This window comes from Anaerocolumna jejuensis DSM 15929 (genome assembly GCF_900142215.1).
In the GTDB taxonomy this organism is placed as follows: domain Bacteria; phylum Bacillota; class Clostridia; order Lachnospirales; family Lachnospiraceae; genus Anaerocolumna; species Anaerocolumna jejuensis.
On sequence record NZ_FRAC01000030.1, the window covers coordinates 37,151 to 56,398 of the forward strand.

Consider the following 19,248-nt stretch of genomic DNA (forward strand, 5'->3'; position numbering starts at 1 on the left):
TTTGCATCCTTTTCTGTACAGCTTCCTGTTTTGAGCTTACCTTTTCCGGTATTAAGTTACGGCAGATGTTCCTGCCCTATACAGCACCGGCAATGGTATCCCCTCTTACCCTTACTTGTTTTTTAAAGCACAGCCGCTGCAGCCGGCACAGCCATTTGACGCTCCCTGATATTCATAGCTCCTGTCATCGTAGCGGTAATCTGCGGCACTGGTCAGAAGACACATGGAATTGCAGGCTACACCAAGCCCTTCCCCCGTAAAGCCCAGACCTTCCTCCGTAGTTGCCTTTATATTAATTTGATTTAATTGTATTCCAAGAACCCGTGCTATATTCTCTCTCATGGCTGGAATATAAGGTGCCATCTTGGGCTTTTGGGCAATAATGGTCGCATCTATATTTTCGATGAGATAAAAATTCTCCTCCAAAAGTTCCTTTACCCTTTGTAATAATACCAGGCTGGAGACCCCTTTATAGGCCTCATCCGTATCGGGAAAATGCTGTCCGATATCGCCTAAGGCTGCTGCCCCTAACAGGCTGTCCATGACGGCATGGGTCAAAACATCCGCATCCGAATGCCCCAGCAATCCTTTCTCATAGGGAATTGTAACTCCCCCGATTATGAAATCCCGGCCTTCCACCAGTTTGTGTACATCATATCCTGAACCTATCCGCATCTATATCACTTTGCGTATCCTTCTCTCTATAGGATATACCGCAATTACTCCTTTTATAAAATTTTATATTACAAAAAAAGACTGTCGGTAAGACAATCTTTCTAATAGCGAAGGACGGATTTGAACCGCCGACACTGCGGGTATGAACCGCATGCTCTAGCCAACTGAGCTACTTCGCCATGTATAAGCAAATAACTAAAAGCCAAGTTCAACCAGGACTTTTATTTTCTTTGTTTTTTCATAAAAATGGGACCTATAGGGCTCGAACCTATGACCCTCTGCTTGTAAGGCAGATGCTCTCCCAGCTGAGCTAAGATCCCATTAGTACTTGTCTCTCAACAGGTACTTTTATATTATATTTATCAAACACTATTTTGTCAAGTGTTTTTTGTTGGATTTGTTCCTAAAGTTTAAAAAATTCTAACTTATTCTCCAAATCGGAAGCAGTAAGAGCAAGACTGGAAGCATCCTCTCCTACCACCTCGCTGATTTTTGTTACTTCCGTGGCAGCTGCTAACAATTCAGCCGATGTAGCTAATATCTCCTCGGCGCCGGCCGACTGCTCCTGGGTGATTGCCGCAACGGATACCGCTACCTGATCCACTTCCTGAACTCTTTCACTGAGAGACTTTACAAGGGCATCCGTTTCATTAACTGCCATAAAAATGTCTTCAAAAGCAGCACTGGTCTCTTTTATCAGAGTGGAGCTGTTTTCAATGCTTACAACACTTTCTTTTGTCTTTTTAATAGTATTGTCTACCAGGGTATTGACCCTTCCGATATTTCCGGTTATCCGGCTTACCGCTTCCGAACTGGTCTCTGCCAGTTTTCGGATTTCCTCTGCTACGACTGCAAAGCCCTTTCCGGACTCACCGGCTCTTGCAGCCTCAATTGCGGCATTTAAGGACAGTAGGTTGGTCTGGGTCGCAATCTCACCAATTAAGGAAATAATATCATTTATCTCCCTAGTTGAAATTCCTACCTCTTCCACTACTTCTTCCAGGCTGTAAATGTCTTTCTCAACGTCCTGAACATACAGATTGATTTTATCTATTTTCTGCTTTCCATCCTTTGAAAGTGTTACGGTCTCCTTCATCCTGGTGCCGGCATCCCTGCTGATTGAATCTGCCTGGGAAACTACCTGTGCCAGAGAGGAGGCGCTTTCTGCTACTTCACTGATGGTCTTAGCCAGCTCATCCACTGTCAGGTTAAGCTCCTGCATGGAGGAGGATTGTATCTTAGCTGAATTCGTCAGGCTCTCCGCCGCTTCGCTGCTGCTTTCAGCCTGCAGGTTCAATTTGTTTATAAGCTCATAATATTGTTTAATAATTGCCCTCATGGTTTTGATAAACTTCTGGAGGTCTTCTGTCATTATTGCTACTTCATTTGTACCTTTTACTTCCACCTGTATGGTAAAATTGCCTTTTGTAATCTCTTCAATGGTTCCTGTTACTTTCTTAATGGGTACAATAACAAAATGCAAAACTCTTTCTATGATAAAGGCTAACAGCGCAATTGCTGCAATAGAGCCAAGGACCACAATTATAATCAATTTGTTGATAGAGGAGAGCACTTCGCTTCTGGGCACATAGGAAGCCAATACCCAATCAGTTCCTTCAATATCCCGAAGATATCCAAGATAGGACTCCTTCGTATCCTTTAAGGTGAATACTTTATTATTGCTCTTGCCCAGCTGTTCTGCTATCCCTGAAATCAAAGCATTATCAGAGCCGGCTTCCAGTTTTTTTGATATGAGTTCTTTATCCTTATAACCAAGAATCACTCCGCTGTTCTTATCGATCAGCATGGAAGCGCCGGTATTAAGGACCTTCATGGCGGCTACTTCCGTGGTTATTTCACTTAGATAAACATCTGCTGCAGCAACCCTCACTGCTCCGTCCGTTGTCTTTAGCCTGGCTGATGCCGTTATACAGTAATCACCGGTATTCACATCGGTGTAAGGCTCTCCGAAGGCAAAGCTGTCCCTTTGCTCCCCATCCTTGTACCAATCCCTGTCTGTTACCACAAAATCAGCTCCAGGAACAAAATCAAAGGAATTCAGTAATTTTCCGTCACTTGCTCCAATATAGACACCTAAGGGCATATTGGGATTTCTATCCTTGGTAGTTGCAAGGTAGTTTATGGTATCGGTATCATCCATTTGCTTAAAATCCAGCGTATTTTTTATCTCCGTAAGGCTGCTGAGTATTTCGCCGGACCAGTTTTCTGCTTCTTTGACGTTGGCTTCTGCCTGATATTTCACAATTTCACTGCCATAATCCAGAATGATATTTCTGGCTGTAATAAAAGTTATTGTTAGCAGACCTGCAATTGAAAGTGTAACTACCGGTATAAGGATAGATATCATTCTACCTTTCGTTCCTAATTTCCTTCTTGACGACGCTTCTCCCACCATAGTACCTCCTCTATTCAGTTCTCAATTTTTATTACCTTTATTTATCATTTTAATTTTCACCAGGGAATCAGTCAAGTCAAAATTCATCATTTTTTGACATGATTTTTAGTAAAATATAACAAAAAAGTGCCTTAACAGACATTTTACTTGTTAAGGCACTTCTATTTTTCTATCCTATTTTCCTATTTTGTTAAATTAGCAGGGCCAAAACCTAAGGGTAACAGCTCCTCCAGTGAATAAATCCAATAATCATATTCTGACTTTGCAATTATTACAAGAAAATTCTTGGGATTGCAGAATTCCATCATAACCTGCCTGCATACTCCGCAAGGGGAGCAGTAATCTTCTAATATGCCGTCCTTACCGCCAACAATTGCTATTGCCAGGAATTCCTTTTCTCCTTCGCTGACCGCTTTAAAAAAGGCTGTCCTCTCTGCACAATTAGTAGGTGTAAGGGATGCATTTTCAATGTTGCAGCCTTTATAAACCTTATGGTTTTTTGTAAGCAAGGCAGCGCCTACCTTAAAACCGGAATATGGTGTATAAGAGTATTTCAGACTATCTATGGCTTCTCTGATTAGTTCCCGGCAGGTATCTGCATTAACTGCTCCTGCCACTTCCCTTTTGCCGGATGGGATTAATTCTCCTTCATGCCTGCAGGCAAGCTCATTTACTTCTTTTCCGCTATTATGCTCTACCATGAAATCATCTCCCGTTACGTATTTTTATGGTGCATTTTTTATTGTACCATAAAAATATACTGCTTACAATCCCTGTAAACTCTTTCCGTTCGTGGTTATGACCTCCTGGTACCAATAGGCAGAATCCTTCAAGGTTCTCTTTTGTGTTTCAAAATCAACATGGATCAGTCCGAAGCGTTCTCCATACCCCTGGGACCATTCATAATTATCCATAATGGACCAGGCAAAGTATCCGATAACGTCAATACCTTCCTCTATTGCCTTGGACAGTTCTAAAAGATACCTGTGCATAAAGTCTATTCTTTGAGGATCATGTACTTTCCCGTCAAGGCTTACCCAATCCGCCATGGATAATCCATTTTCGGTTATCAGTATTGGCAGCTGGTACCTTTCAGAAAGAAATTTCGGCATATAGTGAAGAATTCTCGGTGTAACAGGCCACTTAAAAGCTGTACGGTCAAAGCCGGTCTTATTTTCGGCCTGCACATATCCTCCCTCCGCATGTTTGATCCCAGCACCCCTGTATAGATTAATTCCCAGGAAATCCAAGGGCTGGCTGATGAGCTTCAGGTCCTCTTCCTTAAGGAGGGACTCCGGAAAGTATTCAGCAAAGGCTTTTACCCCATCCTCCGGATATTTTCCAAGGATAATGGGATCTATCCACCAGCTGGTATTCCATAAATTCTCAGCAGAGGTATCAAAGGCCGCTTTTCTGGCTGCTTTTACATCCTCTTCCCTATCCGTCACCGGATACACCTCGGTGGCACAGGGGGCATAGCCCACCTTGCAGGGCACCTTGGAATATTTTCTTATTGTCTGCACTGCCTTACCGTGGGCAAGGAATACACGGTGCATTACCTGAAATACCTCCTGGCAGGGAAGCTTAAGCTTTGGCGCACATTCTCCCAGCAGATGCCCTATAATAACATGGCATTGGGGTTCATTAAAGGTTATCCAATGGGTTACACGGTCGGACAGCCTGTCTGTTACGACCTTTACATATTCCGCAAACCAGTCCGGACTGTCAGGGTTTGACCATCCGCCAAGATTCATTAGTGCCTGGGGCAAATCCCAATGAAAGAGGGTAATATAGGGCTCGATTCCGGCCTTTAAAAGCTCATCCACCAAATCACTGTAAAAATCCAGGCCCTTTTCATTTACTTCTCCCTTTCCTTCGGGTAATACACGGGACCAGCTAATGGATAAGCGGTATGCCTTCAGGCCGATTTTCTTCATCAGGGCAACATCTTCTTTATACCGGTGGTAATGGTCACAGGCTACATCACCGGTATCTCCGTTATCGATATTCATACGTCCGGTTTTGGGGTCAATGCGCTTATCATGGCTGTAAACATCCCAGATGGAAGGTCCTCTGCCATCTTCCATTGCTCCGCCCTCTATCTGGTAGGCAGCCGCAGCCGCCCCCCATAAAAAATCCTTTGGAAAACTCATTTATTTATCCCTCCTCATTTTATTGATTTATTCTACGCAATCCACCTTGTTCTGTAAAAAATAGCATAGTTCTTCTTTATCTTGCTTTATCTTAACTTGTCCTGCTTTGTTCAGCATCTATTCAGCTTAACCTTTTACCGCGCCGACTACAATACCTTTAACAAAATACCGCTGGAAAAAGGGGTAAATAATCAGTATGGGAACGGCACCGATAACAGCCACTGCCATTCGGATTGCCGTAGAGGGCATGGGAGCTCCGGAAGCTCCGGCTGCAGCTGCCTTTTTCAGCATATCAATATTTTGGAGCATTTTATTTAAAAATACCTGGATGCTGTAGAATTCATCTTTATTTACATAGTATAAACCATTAACCCAGTCATTCCAATATCCAAGGCCGACCAGGAGCACCAGGGTCGCCAGAATGGGAAGTGACATAGGAAGCACGATTCGCAGCAATATACGCATTTCTCCCGCTCCGTCAACCTTGGCAGCCTCCATGACCTCCTCCGGTATATTGGTAGCAAAATAAGCACGCATCATGATAACATTAAAGGCGCCGAGCATCAGATTTGGAATGATAAGTGCCCATATGGTATTTTTAATATGGAACATCTGGGTCCACATCATATAGGAAGGCACAAGCCCGCCGTTAAAGAGCATGGTGAAGAATACAAAAAATGCAAGGATATTTCTACCCGGCAGATTCTTCTTGGATAAGGGATAGGCCAGCAGGGTGGTCAGCGTAAGGTTTATAAGTGTACCTATAACTGTTACAATGATGGAAACTGCATATCCTCTGACGATGGAATTGCTGTCAAACAGAAGGTACTTGTAAGCAGTTAAATCAATTTTTCCGGGTAAGATACTGTACCCGCTTTTCATCAATGTACCTTCTGCCGTAATGGAAGAGCTGATAAGCAGCAGGATTGGGATGACACAGAACAGGCACAGTACTATCATTATTGTATGGGCAACGATTTGAAATGTTTTGCTTTTTTCTACCATAGGTCTTCTCCTTTAAAACAGTGCATTTTCTTTGCTGAATTTTCGTACAATGCCATTGGCACTAAGAACCAGAAGAAATCCTATAACGGACTGGTAAAAGCCTGCTGCCGCAGCCATTCCCAGATTATTCAGCTGAGTCAGTCCTCTGTATACGTAAGTATCGATTGTATTGGTAACATCCACAAGAACTCCGCTGTTCATAGGTACCTGGTAGAACAGTCCAAAATCGGAATAGAATATACGCCCGATAGCCATTAAGGTCAAGGTAATAACGGTTACTTTTAAGCCTGGCAGGGTGATATAGCGTATCTGCTGAAAGCGCCCCGCTCCGTCTATAACAGCTGCCTCATAATAACCTTTGTCAATTCCCACTAAGGTTGCATAGTAAATAATGCAGTTATAGCCGAAGCTCTTCCATAGCTGGACAATTACAAGGATAATGGGCCAGTATTTCGGTTCAGAATACCAGGAAATGGGCTTCGCACCAAACAAAGGCAGCAGGGTCTGATTAAAATAGCCTGTCTGGCTATTTAAAAATCCATATACAATATAGCTGACAACCACGATTGAGATTAGAAAAGGGATCAGAATTACTGTCTGATACAGCTTCTTTGCCTTGTCAGCTCTGATTTCATTCAGTAGAATTGCCACTGCGATAGACACCAGGGTGCCAAGTATAATAAATACCGCATTATAAGCTAATGTATTGCGGGTAATCGTCCAGGCATCCTTTGTGGCAAAAAGGAATTCAAAGTTCTTAAAACCGATACCCGGGCTTTTAAACATTCCCAGCTTATAGTCAAACTTTTTAAAAGCCATTACGATTCCAAACATGGGAATATAATTATTGATAATAAGGTATAAAATACCGGGGAGCATCATCAGATAAAAGGGAAGGAATTTTTTTAACTGCTTAAATCTGTATTTGGGTTTGTTGGGGATATTTTTCATGTAAGGCTCCTTTATTTCTTAAACAGATATCCGGCAATGCTTTCTTGCCGCACTACCGGATATTCTTTCTGAATTATTTGTTGTCTGCCAGCCAGGCATCCAACTGCTTTTGTTTTTCCTGAATTATCTTGTCAAGACCTGCTGCCTTTAACTCATCATTCATTTTTGGAAGTGCATCGTCAGGATTGACAGAGCCGCAATCCAAACTTGCTTCATATTTGCTTACTACGTTCTGGCAGGCTGTAACTTCATTTAATACATTGGAATTATCCCAAACGAAGCCCTTTGCCGGTGAAGCCTTGGCAGATTTGTTGAATTCACCAAGCTTTGTCCATACATCCGGGTCATCTCCCTGCCATACGGAGGTTATCTGCTCATTCGGCCAAGCCCAGCCTACTACGGAATATCCTGTATTGGAAGCATCTACGCCGTCTGCATAAGAAATGATATTCTTTTCTTTATCCACATACTTATAATTCTTTCCTTCAATACCATTTGCCAGAAGATTAGCAACTTCGGGATTGGTATATATCAGGTTCAGCATCTGCATTGCTTTGTCAGGTTTCTTACTGTTGTTTGCAATACACCATGCAGCATTAACCATAGTTGTAATGGAGTGTGAATCGTACATGGTAACTGAAACAATATCCTTACCGCATTTTCTGGTTTCCTCTGCCTCAAAGCCGGCTTTAATTGGTGTAAAGGTACCAAAGCCTACACCGGAGTGGATTAAAGCATCATAGGATTCTGTGGTATTTGCAGCATCGGGCATCATAAGGCCATTCTGTGCCCATTTATACATATGGCTGACATAGTCTTTATAGGACTGTGAATCATAAAGGTTAACAATCTTTGTACTGTCTGATAAGGCATTTTCAAGAACACCAAGGGAATCTCCCAGTGTATCCACCGGTAAAGGTCTCATCATGGTTCCGGCATTTGCTACGATAGGCCAGATATCCGGATGGGCATCCTTTACTTTTTGTAAATCAGCTTCCAGCTCGTCATAGGTCTTCTTTACGCTGTAATCGATTCCTACCTCATCTGCGATAGCCTTGTCCATTAAAAAGCCTCTTGCCTGGGCTTTGTCTTTATTCATTGGTATACCGTAGACTTTTCCCCCTACCGTTACACACTTAAAGTCATCTTCTGATATGGTACTCTGCATATCCGTTCCGTATTGCTTCAGTAAATCATCCATCGCTACGATCTGATTGCTGGAAGCCATGGAAGAAAGGGATACTTCCCAGGGAAATGCATAGAATAAGTCCAGCTTTTCTCCTGATGTAAGGGCAAGATTAAGCTGCTCCTTGGTAACATTACGTACCAGTTCAACATCACAGCCAATCAATTTTTTTGTTATTTCACTTACCTTGGCAGCAATAGCCTCGCATTCCTCTGTAGTAGCTGCATAAGGTGCATAAATTGTAACGGTATAAGTATCCTCCTCTTTCCCCTGTGTCTGTTTGTCGTCCGGTGTGCTGTTTTTATTACCGGATGAGCTGCAGCCTGCAAGCGCTGCTGTTATCATTGTTACAATTAATAACAGGGCTGCTGTTTTTTTACCAAATATAGTTTTCATTACTCCTCTTTACTCCTTCCAATGTTTATGTACCCATTTTACACTTCTTTTTTAACCTGCTCTACCAATTCTGTTACCTTTTATCATTAATAAAATAACCACTTTGCTCCCATACCAACAAAAAAGTTACATTTCTTATCAGAAATGTAACTTTTTTATTTTCCATCCTCTCTTAACCGGTCATCTACCGGCGTGACCCCCATTATTTTCTTATAGGTCTGGGAAAAATGCGAGAAATTCGAATAGCCGACCTTTGAGGCAATCATGCTGATGGACATATTGGTGGACTTCAGCAGAATCTGGGCCAGCTTCATTTTTTCCAGAATGATATACTCTTTCAGGGAGATGCCCATTTCATTTTTAAATAACCTTGAAACATAATTCTGGTTAAGAAATACCTGGTCGGCAATGTCCGAGCGGCGGATATCCTTGTCCAGATTGCTTCGGATATACTGTAAAATCGTATCGATCTGATTCTTCTGTTTTTCATCGGAGGTCAGGGTCTCGTTAAAGAATGCCGCAACATAGCTTATGAGCCACTTCATTTCTTCTACGGAGGTATATGCCGTCAGGGACCTTTTTAACACTTCCTGGCTTTCAAATATCTGTCCGGGCTTTATGCCAAGACGGTCTGAAACAGTGTATACCAGCTGCATAAATTCATGGTAGAATCGTCGAAGAAAATCCGCTCCAAGCCCTTCCTCCGCATACATACGGTCAAGTATCTGAAAGGCCTCTTTCTGCAGGCTTTCAGCCGCACCGTTAAGGAGCAGTTCTTCCAGACCGGCACACAGATTCTGCGCCGCTTCTTCCTTCTCCGCTGCTTTTTCCGCCTTTTCCGGCATAAATACCTTACTGAAAGCTGCTACATTATCTTCTCTTTGTTTAATCAGTCCCTCGATACATACCGGCAATTGGCTGACCTCATGGCAGATTTTATAGTAGCAGGCGATTCTGCACTGGAAATGTTTATCATAGACCTCCACGAGCTGGTTCAGCTGACGGAAAACCGCCTCCTCCTCCATCTCCAGGACTTCCTCCGTGTATACCGTAAACACATAATTTTCCCTGTCCACCTGTAATAGCAGCACCTTCTGTCCATAATAGGAAAACAGCTCCGATACCACATTATTCATTGTATAGCGCAGCAGCTGGGATTCCCAGGAATCGATTGCCATACTCCACCTTTGAATGTGAACCAGGCAGACATACCCCAGCTTGCTTGTTTTTAAATGGACCCCCAGGGTCTCCAGAGTCTGGCAGGAGGCTTCCACATCCTGGCCTTTTCCCAGAAATACCTCCTTTAGCAGACCTTCTAAAAGAACATCCTTTTTCTCATACAGTACCTTGCCGTAGGAGGAGTATTCTGTCTTTTTCCGTTTGGCCCGTATTTTTTCCATGGCCCGGAGAATGGCATTCTCCACCTCTTCGTATCGCGCAGGCTGAAGGATATATTCGAAGCTTCCCAGCCGGATTGCTTCTTTCGCATACATAAAATCTGCATGAGCCGTCAGAAAGATGCATTCCAGGTCCATATTCTGCTCCTTGGTCCAGGCATAAAGGCTCAATCCGTTCTCCGCAGGCATCTCAATATCACAGAGCATAATATCCACCTGATATTCCGTTAATATTTTCTTCGCCTCATAAGCATTGTAGGCCTTAAGGGTACGGTCCACCTTAAGCTTGTTCCAGTCTATTCCAAATAGGATTCCGCTGACTACAATGGTCTGATCATCTACTATTAATACTGTCATTTTTTCGCCTCATTTGCTTTATTCTCATAGGGCAGATAGATTTCTATACAGGAACCGTTTGAACGGCTGAAGATAATGTTGGCTCTTTCACCGTATATGAGCTCTATCCTCTTCTTTACATTGCTGATACCTATATTTTCCCTGTCCAGCTCTCCCTTTGTCCCGTTGATTTTTTCCAGAACCTCATCCCGGAAGCCGGACCCATTGTCCAGGATGGTGATGCACACAAAAGATTCCTGTTCATCTTTTATAAATGAAATTCTGACGGATATGATTAAATTTCTATCCGTCTGCCTCCCATGCTTTACCGAGTTCTCCACAAAGGTAAGAATGGACAGGGGCGGAATCTGAAAGTCCATCAGGCTCGTATCAATATCGATGTTGCAGCTTGGCGGATTGGATAAGCTCATCTGCTGCAGCAGGATATAGTTTCTGACATTCTCCATCTCATCGGACACGGATATCAATACGGAATTATTCCGGAACATTCTTCTGAGATAATCTGAAAGTACGATTATCATATCCTGTATTTCCTGGAACTTTTTCTGCTCTGCCAGAGCATAAAAGTTCTTAAGGCAGTTCAAAAAGAAGTGGGGTCTTATCTGAATCTGCAGATACTGCATCTGGGCATTTTTTGTCTCCATTTCTTTTTCATAGGCAGCAATTCTCATCCACTTGATTTGTTCAATCATTTCATTAAAGGTCTTGCTGACCTGCAGAAATTCATCAATCTGATAGTTTTCACTCATTTTTGCCTCCATGTTTCCCTCCTTGATGGACTCCATCGTTGTAATCAGGCGGTTCAGAGGCACAAAGTAAGTTCTTCGCAGAATCAGATATACAAGGGGCAGGGACAGCGTTATAAGGCAGGACATGGTAAGGAGGATTATCTGGCTCACATCCATATAATTTAAAATCCCCTGATAATGAGTGATATAGAGCTGATTGATACCGGCAGAGACCAACGGTCTTTGCACTACCATAAAATTATTTTTGTTTCCCGTTATATAATAGCTCTTCTTGGTCTGTCTGATTTCAATATGGTTATCCTCCAAATAATTCTGATATATCAGAGGCTCCCCCTCCATGGAAGCATACATAAGAAAATCAATGTCACCGCTTCCCTGCTTGTCCTGGGGCTTTATCACCAAATCAAAATCGATAAAGGTACCGGCATAGGTGGCACCGTTTTTTAGTATCAGCATAACATATTTTTTGCCGTCTATGTTATAGACTGACCAACCGGAGCCTATTTTATTTTCTTTCATGATCTTATAAAGATAGTTCTTTATGGCGGTTTTTTGCTCATACCGATAAGTTTTTTCCTTGTTGTAGCTGATACGGAACATATCGTATTTTTCCGAGTAAGCAAACAAAGCCCCTATGGTATTTTTATGGGTATTCAGATAGTCCTCATAAGTTTCGATGATATTCTGCCCGCACATATATGTCTCAAGGGTATCCAGCTGGTAATTCCATCGAAGAAAGTTCCTGTCATTTGCCAATGAGTTGGAAAGGTAGTATTGGGCACTGTTGATATCCTGCTCCAGAAGTGTCTCATACAAATATATGGTATTCTCATTATTCAGGGTTATTTTTTTATTCAATACCCGCAGCATGTAAACATTATAGAGGAGCAGCATTGCCAAAAGCGGTACAACAAACAGCAGCATAATGAGCATAATCTGCCCTTTGGTCGTTCTTCTGGTTATCCGTTTCATATAATGCCACCTTTCTTCTTATTCTTTCTCGTTATTCATTATTTTATTGGTAAAGCTCCCGTTTGTCAAATATAATAAATATCCATGTTATTTACAAAATATGCTTATAATTTTCATTGTCTACTTGAAATCCTACTATTCAGATGTTATTATAAGGTAATAACTAAATCTATTAAAGGAGGAACCAATGAAAATATCAACAAAGGGCCGTTACGCATTGCGCTTAATGCTTGACCTTGCTCTTCACAACACAGGTGAATACGTGACTATAAAGAGTATTTCTGCCAGGCAGGAAATATCCGATAAATATCTGGAACAAATTATTACCCAGCTCAGCCGTGCCGGCTATGTAAAAAGCACAAGAGGCGCCCAGGGCGGCTACCGTCTTGCCAAGGCACCGGAAGAATATACCGTGGGAATGATCTTAAGGCTGATCGAGGGCAGTCTGGCTCCTGTAAGCTGCCTGGAGGATGGGGCCGACCCCTGTTCAAGAACCAGCCAGTGTGCAACCTTAGAGGTCTGGAAGGAATTGTACGAAGCCATTAATAATGTAGTAGATAATATAACCCTTGCAGATTTGGTGGATAAGCAGAACAGCCTTAGCGGAAATGATTATGTTATCTAAACTATAAAATTATGTATGTAGAAAGGTGGATACTATGTCAGAAGAACGCAAATACCATTTTGAAACTCTCCAGCTCCATGTAGGCCAGGAACAGCCCGATCCCGCTACCGATGCCCGCTGCGTCCCCATTTACCAGACCTCTTCCTATGTTTTTGCAAACTCAAAGCAGGCCGCAGGAAGATTCGGTTTAACAGAAGGAGGTAATATTTATTCCCGCCTTGGAAATCCAACTTCCGATGTTTTTGAGCAGAGAATTGCTGCCTTGGAGGGCGGTGTCGCTGCCCTTGCCACTGCTTCCGGCTCTGCGGCTATTCATTATGCGGTTACCAACATTGCCCACTCAGGTGACCATATCGTTTCTGCCATAACCGTTTACGGGGGTACTTATAATCTCTTTGCACATACTTTGGAGGAATACGGCATTACCACAACCTTTGTGGACCCGGATGAGGAAGGCAGCTTTGAGAAGGCTATTAAGCCCAATACCAAAGCCATCTTTATCGAAAGCCTTGGTAATCCCAACTCCAATATCATTGATATTGCCGCCTTAGCTGAAATTGCCCATAAGCATAAGCTTCCGCTGATTGTTGACAATACCTTTGCCACCCCTTATCTTCTTCGTCCCATAGAATATGGTGCTGATGTTGTTGTGCATTCTGCCACAAAATTTATCGGAGGACATGGAACTGCCATAGGCGGTGTGATTATTGATTCCGGTAAATTTGACTGGGAGGCTTCCGGTAAATTTCCCGGTCTGACAGAGCCCAATCCCAGCTATCACGGTGTCAGCTTTACCAAGGCAATGGGCGCTGCCGCTTATGTTACGAAAATCCGCGTCACCCTGATGAGGGATACCGGTGCCTGCCTCAGCCCCTTCCACTCCTTCCTCTTTTTACAGGGCCTGGAGACTCTCTCCCTCCGCGTGGAACGTCATGTGGAAAACACCTTGAAAATCGTAGAATTTCTGACAAAGCATCCCAGGATTGAAAGTGTGAACCACCCTTCCCTTAAGGATAATCCCTATCACGAACTGTATACAAAGTATTTCCCTAACGGCGGAAGCTCTATCTTTACCTTTGAGATTAAAGGCGGAGCCAAAGAAGCCATGGAGTTTATTGATAAACTGGAATTATTCTCTCTCCTTGCTAATGTGGCAGATGTAAAATCCCTTGTAATCCACCCTGCCAGCACCACCCATTCCCAGATGAATGAGGAGGAGCTTTTGGCTTCCGGTATCAAGCCTAATACCATCCGCCTTTCTATCGGAACGGAGCATGTAGATGATTTAATCTATGATTTAGGTCAGGCTTTGGGGGAATAGCTGAAAGCAAAAACTACCATATTATTGTAAAATTCAATTGAAAATGACTACTGGATAAGTTATACTAATTTTACAAAATATAGGTAAAGGAAGAAATTTATTATGAAAAAGAAAAATTTGATTTGTTTGACCACATTATCGCTAATATTGATTATGTTATTTGTTTCTATACCAATAACTACAGTATGCGCAAGTAATTACGACCAAAAACACTTAATTGCCAAAAACGCAAAAGAAAATATTTATCTTTATTATGATAAAGAATCAGATGGCATGTATAAAGGGTTTTATTTAAAGTCCGGCAGCAAAGTCAAGCATTTCGATTGGGAGAGTTCAACCAGCTCAAGTGCTGTTATCAGCGTTAGTGCACTAAAAGGTAATTATATTGCAGTAATCTGTACAACAGGAACAGGCTCAGGTGTCCACACAGAAAATTTATATATATTGAACAAAAAGACATTAAAAGAATTAAAAATTGAAAATCCATTAGATGTACTGAAGGACAATGTCATTTCGAAGATTGATGCTCCCGTTGTTAAAATAAAAATTGATAATAATACCTGGACTTCAACTTGTCCGGATACTGAACTATCCCATTTTTTTAATACTGTCGGCTATGAATCAATAATACAATATGACCTTCAGGATACTTATTTTACAGTTACTCTTCCAGCTCAGGTGGCACCTGCTTTCTTTATCGGAGAATTTAAATTGACTTATAAATGGAAATCAAAAAGTTCTACCTTTATTCCAACTGCAATAAATTTTAACTTTGAGGATGCTGCAGTAAAATACTAAAAAATTATTGGGTACCGCATTTCTTCCGGAACTAATAAGAAGCTTCTGCCCTTCCTTCTCTCAGGAAAAACAGGAAGCTTCTTTTTTAATGGACGTCATGGTGTAATATCGGTTGTCTTATCCTTAATGACATCATAAAGATAAATCCTGTTGCCATCCGTTGCCACATAATAAAAGCCTGCAGCGGTATCCTTTAAGTCTCCTTTTTCATAAGCACTGATTCCATAGCATTCTTTGCCTTTAATAGTGGAAAGCCAATCATCATAGATAATTGTATATTCTGTCAGAGCTTTTGATAAGCCCAAGGTCTTATGGGAAATTTTTTCCAGCTTCTGAAGGGCAGCTTCTTTTGTAATTTCTTTCTTATTCTTAGATACTTTTGAATTCTGAGAGCTTCCGGATTTCTTATACAGAGGATGCTTTTTAATGGAGGCGGTGGTCCCGTCACTGCCATAGCACATTACCTTACCGGAGGTTTTATCTACAATAATATTCGGTGAAATGACCTTGCCTTCATCACTGACCTGAAAGATATAATAAATCCTGTCATCGACATTCAAATGGTCATCCAGGAGCTCATAGTAATAGCTCTCATCCACCAGTGCCTTCCTGATTCTGTCAGTAGCCTCTTCCTCTGTCAGCTCCTCCTTTTTGCCTTCCTCATTCTCTTCCTTCTCATCCTCTTTAACTTCAGACTCCGGCTCTTTTCCGCCCTCTTTTGTCACGGATGGAGAAGGGGCCTCTGTAGGCGTGGGGGTCACTTCCTTTGTTATCTCCGGAGTTACGGTAATGGTGGGGCTTGTGGTTACTGTTTCCTCTACCGGTTTATCTTTTTCCTTCTTATGGCAGGCTGCCAGAACAGCTATCATCATTACAATGCCAAGGAATAACGTAATTCTTCTGAGTCTCATTCTGCTACCTCCAGCTTGTCTATTACTTACTTGTAATAGAATTAATATTTTTAATCAAAACGGATATGGAACCGTCAGGATTATTGATAAATTCAACATTGTTCTTATCATTATACTGCTCCATTGGAATATTTATCTCAATCCCGGTATCCGTAGTCAGATACTGCTTTTCAAATTTTTTTGTGGTCTGTTTGTTGACAGGCTTTACTTCCTCTGTTTCCAGATTGTATTTTTTAAGTTTTTCGTTGAATTCCTCTTTCATTTCCGCCTGTTCGCCAAAGAGCTTTTCACTGACATTTTCCACGCTGATGGCTCCCTGGTTGGTAAATTCCTCATGGATAACTGATTTTATTTCCATTGCCTTATCAAAATCATCTCCATAATACTTCTCCTGCACCTGCTCTACGGCCTTTGTTATAATATTCAGCTTGCTCTTTTGGGACAGCTCCGTAGCACACTCTAAAAACATAGCAGAGAGATAATTGGCCTTCACTCCGTTTATTTCGTATTTGCGCTCTACCAGCTGAAGAGTGAAATCCTGCAGATTTATCAGTACTGCTTCAGAAAGTCTTGCACCTTCCGAGGGCAAGGTTACCTTCTGCTTGATAATATCGTTATAGTTGACTCCCTCCTGGGAATAGGCGTAGTGAATATATGTTTCCTTATAATTCATCTTTAAAAGGGCAAGATAAGGGGTACTGTCCGTCTGATAGGTAACTATAAAGAAATCCCCAGGCGGAATGGTGATATTCTGGTTCATTATGGTATATAGAAAGCCAGACATCTCCTGACTTGCAGGAATGATATCCTCCTCCCGAAAGCTTTTCATACATTTGTACATAAAGCCCTCTTCGTCATTAAAACGGCAGTGCTTCTTATCATCACTGACAGCTATCTTGTAAATATGCCCCCGCAGGAAGTCATTCAGGTCCGGTCCCAGCTCCAGAAGCTGATCGGAAAATACCGGCATCCCTATGGTAGAATCCAGTATATGTACAATGGCATTACGTATAATGATATCATCACGTTCCATAAAATTAAATTCTCACTCCCAGCTCTCTCAATTCTCCAAGAGCTTTCTCATAATCTGTAAATAAAATTGTATGGAACCCAAACCTTTCCGCACCCTTGATATTTGCCGCAGAATCATCCAGGAACACGGACTCCTCCGGATTTATGCCATATTTTTGAATGATGGCCTCATAAATTTCTTTCTCCGGCTTGATATGCTTTACTTCATAGGATATTACCTGCCCGTCCGCTTCCGGGATAAAGGTGAAATGCTCTCTGGCATAGGCAAAGCTTCCCCCTTCGTAATTGGACAGGAAATAGACCTTATAGCCATTTTCCTTTAAGCTCCTGATGAAATTTCTGGAATAGGGATATTCCACAACGGTTTGGGTAAGCTCCTGAAAAAGCTTTCTGATTTCTGTTTCTACAGAAGGGTCCAGCTGACAGCAAAGCTTCATGACCTCATCATCTGAAAGCACTCCCCTGTCATGTTCGCCCCAATATTGGGAGAGCACCGTAGCCTTACCTACCTTTTCTCTTGTTTCATCATCATAGCCGCACTCCTTTAAATAGTCCTCCCATCGAAAGGCTGCTAATACCTGTCCGATATCCAGTATAATAGTCCTGATCATTCTGTTCTCCTCTCGCTGCCTATTGTTATGTCTGCTTTCCCATTTCCATAAGTTTCTTTTAATATAGGCCATACTTTTGTTTTTTTTATGTCAAGAGTAAAAATACCTGAAGTGATATTTTTACTCCTGACACAGGTAAAGAATTTCATTCACTTATAATAAGCCCGTTTTCGGTCAGACGGTAGAGTTTTTCCGCTACTTCATCCATATATTTTCTGTCGTGGGTAACACTTATGATAGCCCCCTTATAGGAGGTTAACACCCCGCGTATAACAGGGTTTGACAGAGGGCTCAGATTTCTTGTAGGCTCATCCAGTATCAATACTTCCACTCCATCTAATATCATCTTAAGAAGAATCAGCTTGGCCTTCTGGCCTCCGCTTAAATCCCCGATGGTGTGCTCCATCTCATCTCTGGTGAATTTCATACCTCCCATATAAGTAAAGGCTTTGGTGATATCCTCTTTGCTGCCGCTGGTATTCAGGAAATCGATGGGCCTTTGGCTAAAGTCCAAAACCTCCTCATAATTCTGAGGCATATAGGCTGCCTTTATATCCCTTCTGGCAAGCAGCTCTTCTGCAATCTTTCGAAGCAAGGTGGTCTTTCCCGTACCGTTATCACCGATAATGGCAATGTGTTCCGGTCCCATAACCCGAAGAAATATATTTTGGGAAAGAATCCGTTCTTCCCCCTTCACTCCCACCTTTAATTCCTCCAGGGAAAATTCCAGTATTCTTTTGCCCCTGGGAATATTAATGGTATCCGGAAAATCGTAAAGGATTGCATCCTCCGTATCAGGAATCTCAAGAAATTCTTCCCTTTCCTTCTCCAGCCTCTTCTCCTGGGACTTTAGATTCTTCATCTTTTTCTTTAAGAGCCTTCCTCCGGCCGGATTTCCTCTGGAGATGGTATCCTGCTGGTATTCCACCTTGTCATAAATCTGGCGGAACCGTTCCACCTTATCCTCGTATTCCTCCCTTTGCTTCCTTGCCGTCATTTCCTGCTTGTCAAGGGAAGCCAGCCGTTTTGCCTTATATTCCTCATAGGACATGTAGCTGACCGTAATGTGAGGTTCTGTTTTTCTTTTTAATTGCTCCAAATGAATTATAACATTTGCCGTGCGTTCTATCAAGGTTTCATCATGGGATACATAAAGAACCGGCTTATCGGTTCGGTTAAGAAACTCCTCCAGCCAGGTCAGGGAAGTAATATCCAGGTCATTGGTGGGCTCATCTAAAAGCAGCACCTCCGGTTCCTCTGACAGCAGCTTTAACAGCTGCAGCTTGACCCGCTCTCCTCCCGACAGGTTCTGAATAGGGTCCGTAGAGGTAAAAATCATGGGGTCCGGATTAAGGGCCCAGATATTATCATCCCTTATGCTGTAAATATCATTATCCTTCAGATATTCTGCAGGACTCATTTTCAGCCACTGTGGATCTGCCTCCTGCTTTAGATACCCGCACCGGATACCTGCTGTTACCTGTCCGCTATAATCACAATAATCCTCTATCATTGATCTGTCATAGATAAATTTGAGCAGGGTACTTTTACCGTTGCCTTCTTCTCCTATTATTACTGCTTTATGTCCCCTGTTCAGGGTAAAATTAAAATCCTTAATAATACATCTGTTATCTTCTCTGTTTGTTATCGTTACATTTCTTATATCCAACATACACATTCTCCTCTCAATTAT

Annotated in this window: 16 protein-coding genes and 2 tRNA genes; 3 read left to right on the forward strand and 15 right to left on the reverse strand. The window is 42.2% G+C overall.

Annotated features, from left to right (window positions below):
• Positions 1-111 precede the first annotated feature (111 nt).
• From ispF to BUB77_RS23545, 11 genes are all read right to left on the reverse strand, one after another.
• The gene (gene ispF / locus BUB77_RS23495; RefSeq protein ID WP_073279458.1) at positions 112-675 is read right to left on the reverse strand and encodes a 2-C-methyl-D-erythritol 2,4-cyclodiphosphate synthase; all 564 of its coding nucleotides are present in this window, start codon (positions 673-675) and stop codon (positions 112-114) included.
• Positions 676-780: 105 nt separating this feature from the next.
• Positions 781-854: transfer RNA gene (locus BUB77_RS23500), tRNA-Met, on the reverse strand.
• A gap of 68 nt (positions 855-922) precedes the next feature.
• Positions 923-995: transfer RNA gene (locus BUB77_RS23505), tRNA-Val, on the reverse strand.
• A gap of 83 nt (positions 996-1,078) precedes the next feature.
• Positions 1,079-3,091, reverse strand: coding sequence for a methyl-accepting chemotaxis protein (locus BUB77_RS23510; RefSeq protein ID WP_073279459.1), 2,013 nt, complete (start codon positions 3,089-3,091; stop codon positions 1,079-1,081).
• A gap of 182 nt (positions 3,092-3,273) precedes the next feature.
• Positions 3,274-3,792, reverse strand: coding sequence for a cytidine deaminase (locus BUB77_RS23515; protein ID WP_073279460.1), 519 nt, complete (start codon positions 3,790-3,792; stop codon positions 3,274-3,276).
• Positions 3,793-3,855: 63 nt separating this feature from the next.
• Entirely contained in the window at positions 3,856-5,244 is a 1,389-nt protein-coding gene (locus BUB77_RS23520; protein WP_073279461.1) for a GH1 family beta-glucosidase, read from the reverse strand.
• A 126-nt stretch (positions 5,245-5,370) separates the two neighbouring features.
• The gene (locus BUB77_RS23525) at positions 5,371-6,249 is read right to left on the reverse strand and encodes a carbohydrate ABC transporter permease (RefSeq protein WP_073279462.1); all 879 of its coding nucleotides are present in this window, start codon (positions 6,247-6,249) and stop codon (positions 5,371-5,373) included.
• 12 nt (positions 6,250-6,261) lie between these two features.
• Positions 6,262-7,200 (reverse strand): ABC transporter permease, encoded by a 939-nt coding sequence (locus BUB77_RS23530; protein WP_073279463.1) that lies wholly within the window; start codon positions 7,198-7,200, stop codon positions 6,262-6,264.
• Positions 7,201-7,273: 73 nt separating this feature from the next.
• Positions 7,274-8,782 (reverse strand): ABC transporter substrate-binding protein, encoded by a 1,509-nt coding sequence (locus tag BUB77_RS23535; RefSeq protein ID WP_073279465.1) that lies wholly within the window; start codon positions 8,780-8,782, stop codon positions 7,274-7,276.
• A gap of 155 nt (positions 8,783-8,937) precedes the next feature.
• A complete protein-coding gene (locus BUB77_RS23540) occupies positions 8,938-10,536 on the reverse strand; it encodes a response regulator transcription factor (protein WP_073279467.1) in 1,599 nt (532 codons plus the stop codon).
• The gene (locus tag BUB77_RS23545) at positions 10,533-12,257 is read right to left on the reverse strand and encodes a sensor histidine kinase (RefSeq protein ID WP_073279469.1); all 1,725 of its coding nucleotides are present in this window, start codon (positions 12,255-12,257) and stop codon (positions 10,533-10,535) included. Before BUB77_RS23545 ends, BUB77_RS23540 begins: the two co-directional genes overlap by 4 nt.
• A gap of 187 nt (positions 12,258-12,444) precedes the next feature.
• Here BUB77_RS23545 and BUB77_RS23550 point away from each other — a divergent pair, with 187 nt between their 5' ends.
• The 3 genes from BUB77_RS23550 to BUB77_RS23560 all read left to right on the forward strand — a co-directional run bounded on the left by BUB77_RS23550 (position 12,445) and on the right by BUB77_RS23560 (position 15,001).
• Entirely contained in the window at positions 12,445-12,882 is a 438-nt protein-coding gene (locus tag BUB77_RS23550) for an RrF2 family transcriptional regulator (protein ID WP_073279471.1), read from the forward strand.
• Positions 12,883-12,916: 34 nt separating this feature from the next.
• Positions 12,917-14,203, forward strand: coding sequence for an O-acetylhomoserine aminocarboxypropyltransferase/cysteine synthase family protein (locus BUB77_RS23555; protein ID WP_073279473.1), 1,287 nt, complete (start codon positions 12,917-12,919; stop codon positions 14,201-14,203).
• Positions 14,204-14,305: 102 nt separating this feature from the next.
• Positions 14,306-15,001 (forward strand): hypothetical protein, encoded by a 696-nt coding sequence (locus BUB77_RS23560; RefSeq protein WP_073279475.1) that lies wholly within the window; start codon positions 14,306-14,308, stop codon positions 14,999-15,001.
• 95 nt (positions 15,002-15,096) lie between these two features.
• On the opposite strand, the gene BUB77_RS23565 is transcribed toward BUB77_RS23560, so the two are convergent.
• From BUB77_RS23565 to BUB77_RS23580, 4 genes are all read right to left on the reverse strand, one after another.
• The gene (locus tag BUB77_RS23565) at positions 15,097-15,912 is read right to left on the reverse strand and encodes a hypothetical protein (protein ID WP_073279477.1); all 816 of its coding nucleotides are present in this window, start codon (positions 15,910-15,912) and stop codon (positions 15,097-15,099) included.
• 22 nt (positions 15,913-15,934) lie between these two features.
• Positions 15,935-16,945 carry a nucleoid-associated protein gene (locus BUB77_RS23570; protein ID WP_073279479.1) on the reverse strand — a complete coding sequence of 337 codons (1,011 nt, stop codon included), beginning with the start codon at positions 16,943-16,945 and terminating at the stop codon, positions 15,935-15,937.
• Between the two features lie 4 nt (positions 16,946-16,949).
• On the reverse strand, positions 16,950-17,555 hold the full coding sequence (locus BUB77_RS23575; RefSeq protein ID WP_073279481.1) for an HAD family hydrolase: 606 nt from the start codon (positions 17,553-17,555) through the stop codon (positions 16,950-16,952).
• A 145-nt stretch (positions 17,556-17,700) separates the two neighbouring features.
• A complete protein-coding gene (locus tag BUB77_RS23580) occupies positions 17,701-19,227 on the reverse strand; it encodes an ATP-binding cassette domain-containing protein (RefSeq protein WP_073279483.1) in 1,527 nt (508 codons plus the stop codon).
• Positions 19,228-19,248 lie beyond the last annotated feature (21 nt).

Coding starts and splice junctions, on each gene's coding strand:
- BUB77_RS23550 (WP_073279471.1), top strand. CDS start 12,445: ATGAAAATATCAACAAAGGGCCGTTACGCATTGCGCTTAATGCTTGAC.
- BUB77_RS23555 (WP_073279473.1), top strand. CDS start 12,917: ATGTCAGAAGAACGCAAATACCATTTTGAAACTCTCCAGCTCCATGTA.
- BUB77_RS23580 (WP_073279483.1), bottom strand. CDS start 19,227: ATGTTGGATATAAGAAATGTAACGATAACAAACAGAGAAGATAACAGA.
- BUB77_RS23540 (WP_073279467.1), bottom strand. CDS start 10,536: ATGACAGTATTAATAGTAGATGATCAGACCATTGTAGTCAGCGGAATC.
- BUB77_RS23510 (WP_073279459.1), bottom strand. CDS start 3,091: ATGGTGGGAGAAGCGTCGTCAAGAAGGAAATTAGGAACGAAAGGTAGA.
- BUB77_RS23575 (WP_073279481.1), bottom strand. CDS start 17,555: ATGATCAGGACTATTATACTGGATATCGGACAGGTATTAGCAGCCTTT.
- BUB77_RS23535 (WP_073279465.1), bottom strand. CDS start 8,782: ATGAAAACTATATTTGGTAAAAAAACAGCAGCCCTGTTATTAATTGTA.
- BUB77_RS23545 (WP_073279469.1), bottom strand. CDS start 12,257: ATGAAACGGATAACCAGAAGAACGACCAAAGGGCAGATTATGCTCATT.
- BUB77_RS23520 (WP_073279461.1), bottom strand. CDS start 5,244: ATGAGTTTTCCAAAGGATTTTTTATGGGGGGCGGCTGCGGCTGCCTAC.
- BUB77_RS23560 (WP_073279475.1), top strand. CDS start 14,306: ATGAAAAAGAAAAATTTGATTTGTTTGACCACATTATCGCTAATATTG.
- BUB77_RS23530 (WP_073279463.1), bottom strand. CDS start 7,200: ATGAAAAATATCCCCAACAAACCCAAATACAGATTTAAGCAGTTAAAA.
- ispF (WP_073279458.1), bottom strand. CDS start 675: ATGCGGATAGGTTCAGGATATGATGTACACAAACTGGTGGAAGGCCGG.
- BUB77_RS23565 (WP_073279477.1), bottom strand. CDS start 15,912: ATGAGACTCAGAAGAATTACGTTATTCCTTGGCATTGTAATGATGATA.
- BUB77_RS23570 (WP_073279479.1), bottom strand. CDS start 16,945: ATGGAACGTGATGATATCATTATACGTAATGCCATTGTACATATACTG.
- BUB77_RS23525 (WP_073279462.1), bottom strand. CDS start 6,249: ATGGTAGAAAAAAGCAAAACATTTCAAATCGTTGCCCATACAATAATG.
- BUB77_RS23515 (WP_073279460.1), bottom strand. CDS start 3,792: ATGGTAGAGCATAATAGCGGAAAAGAAGTAAATGAGCTTGCCTGCAGG.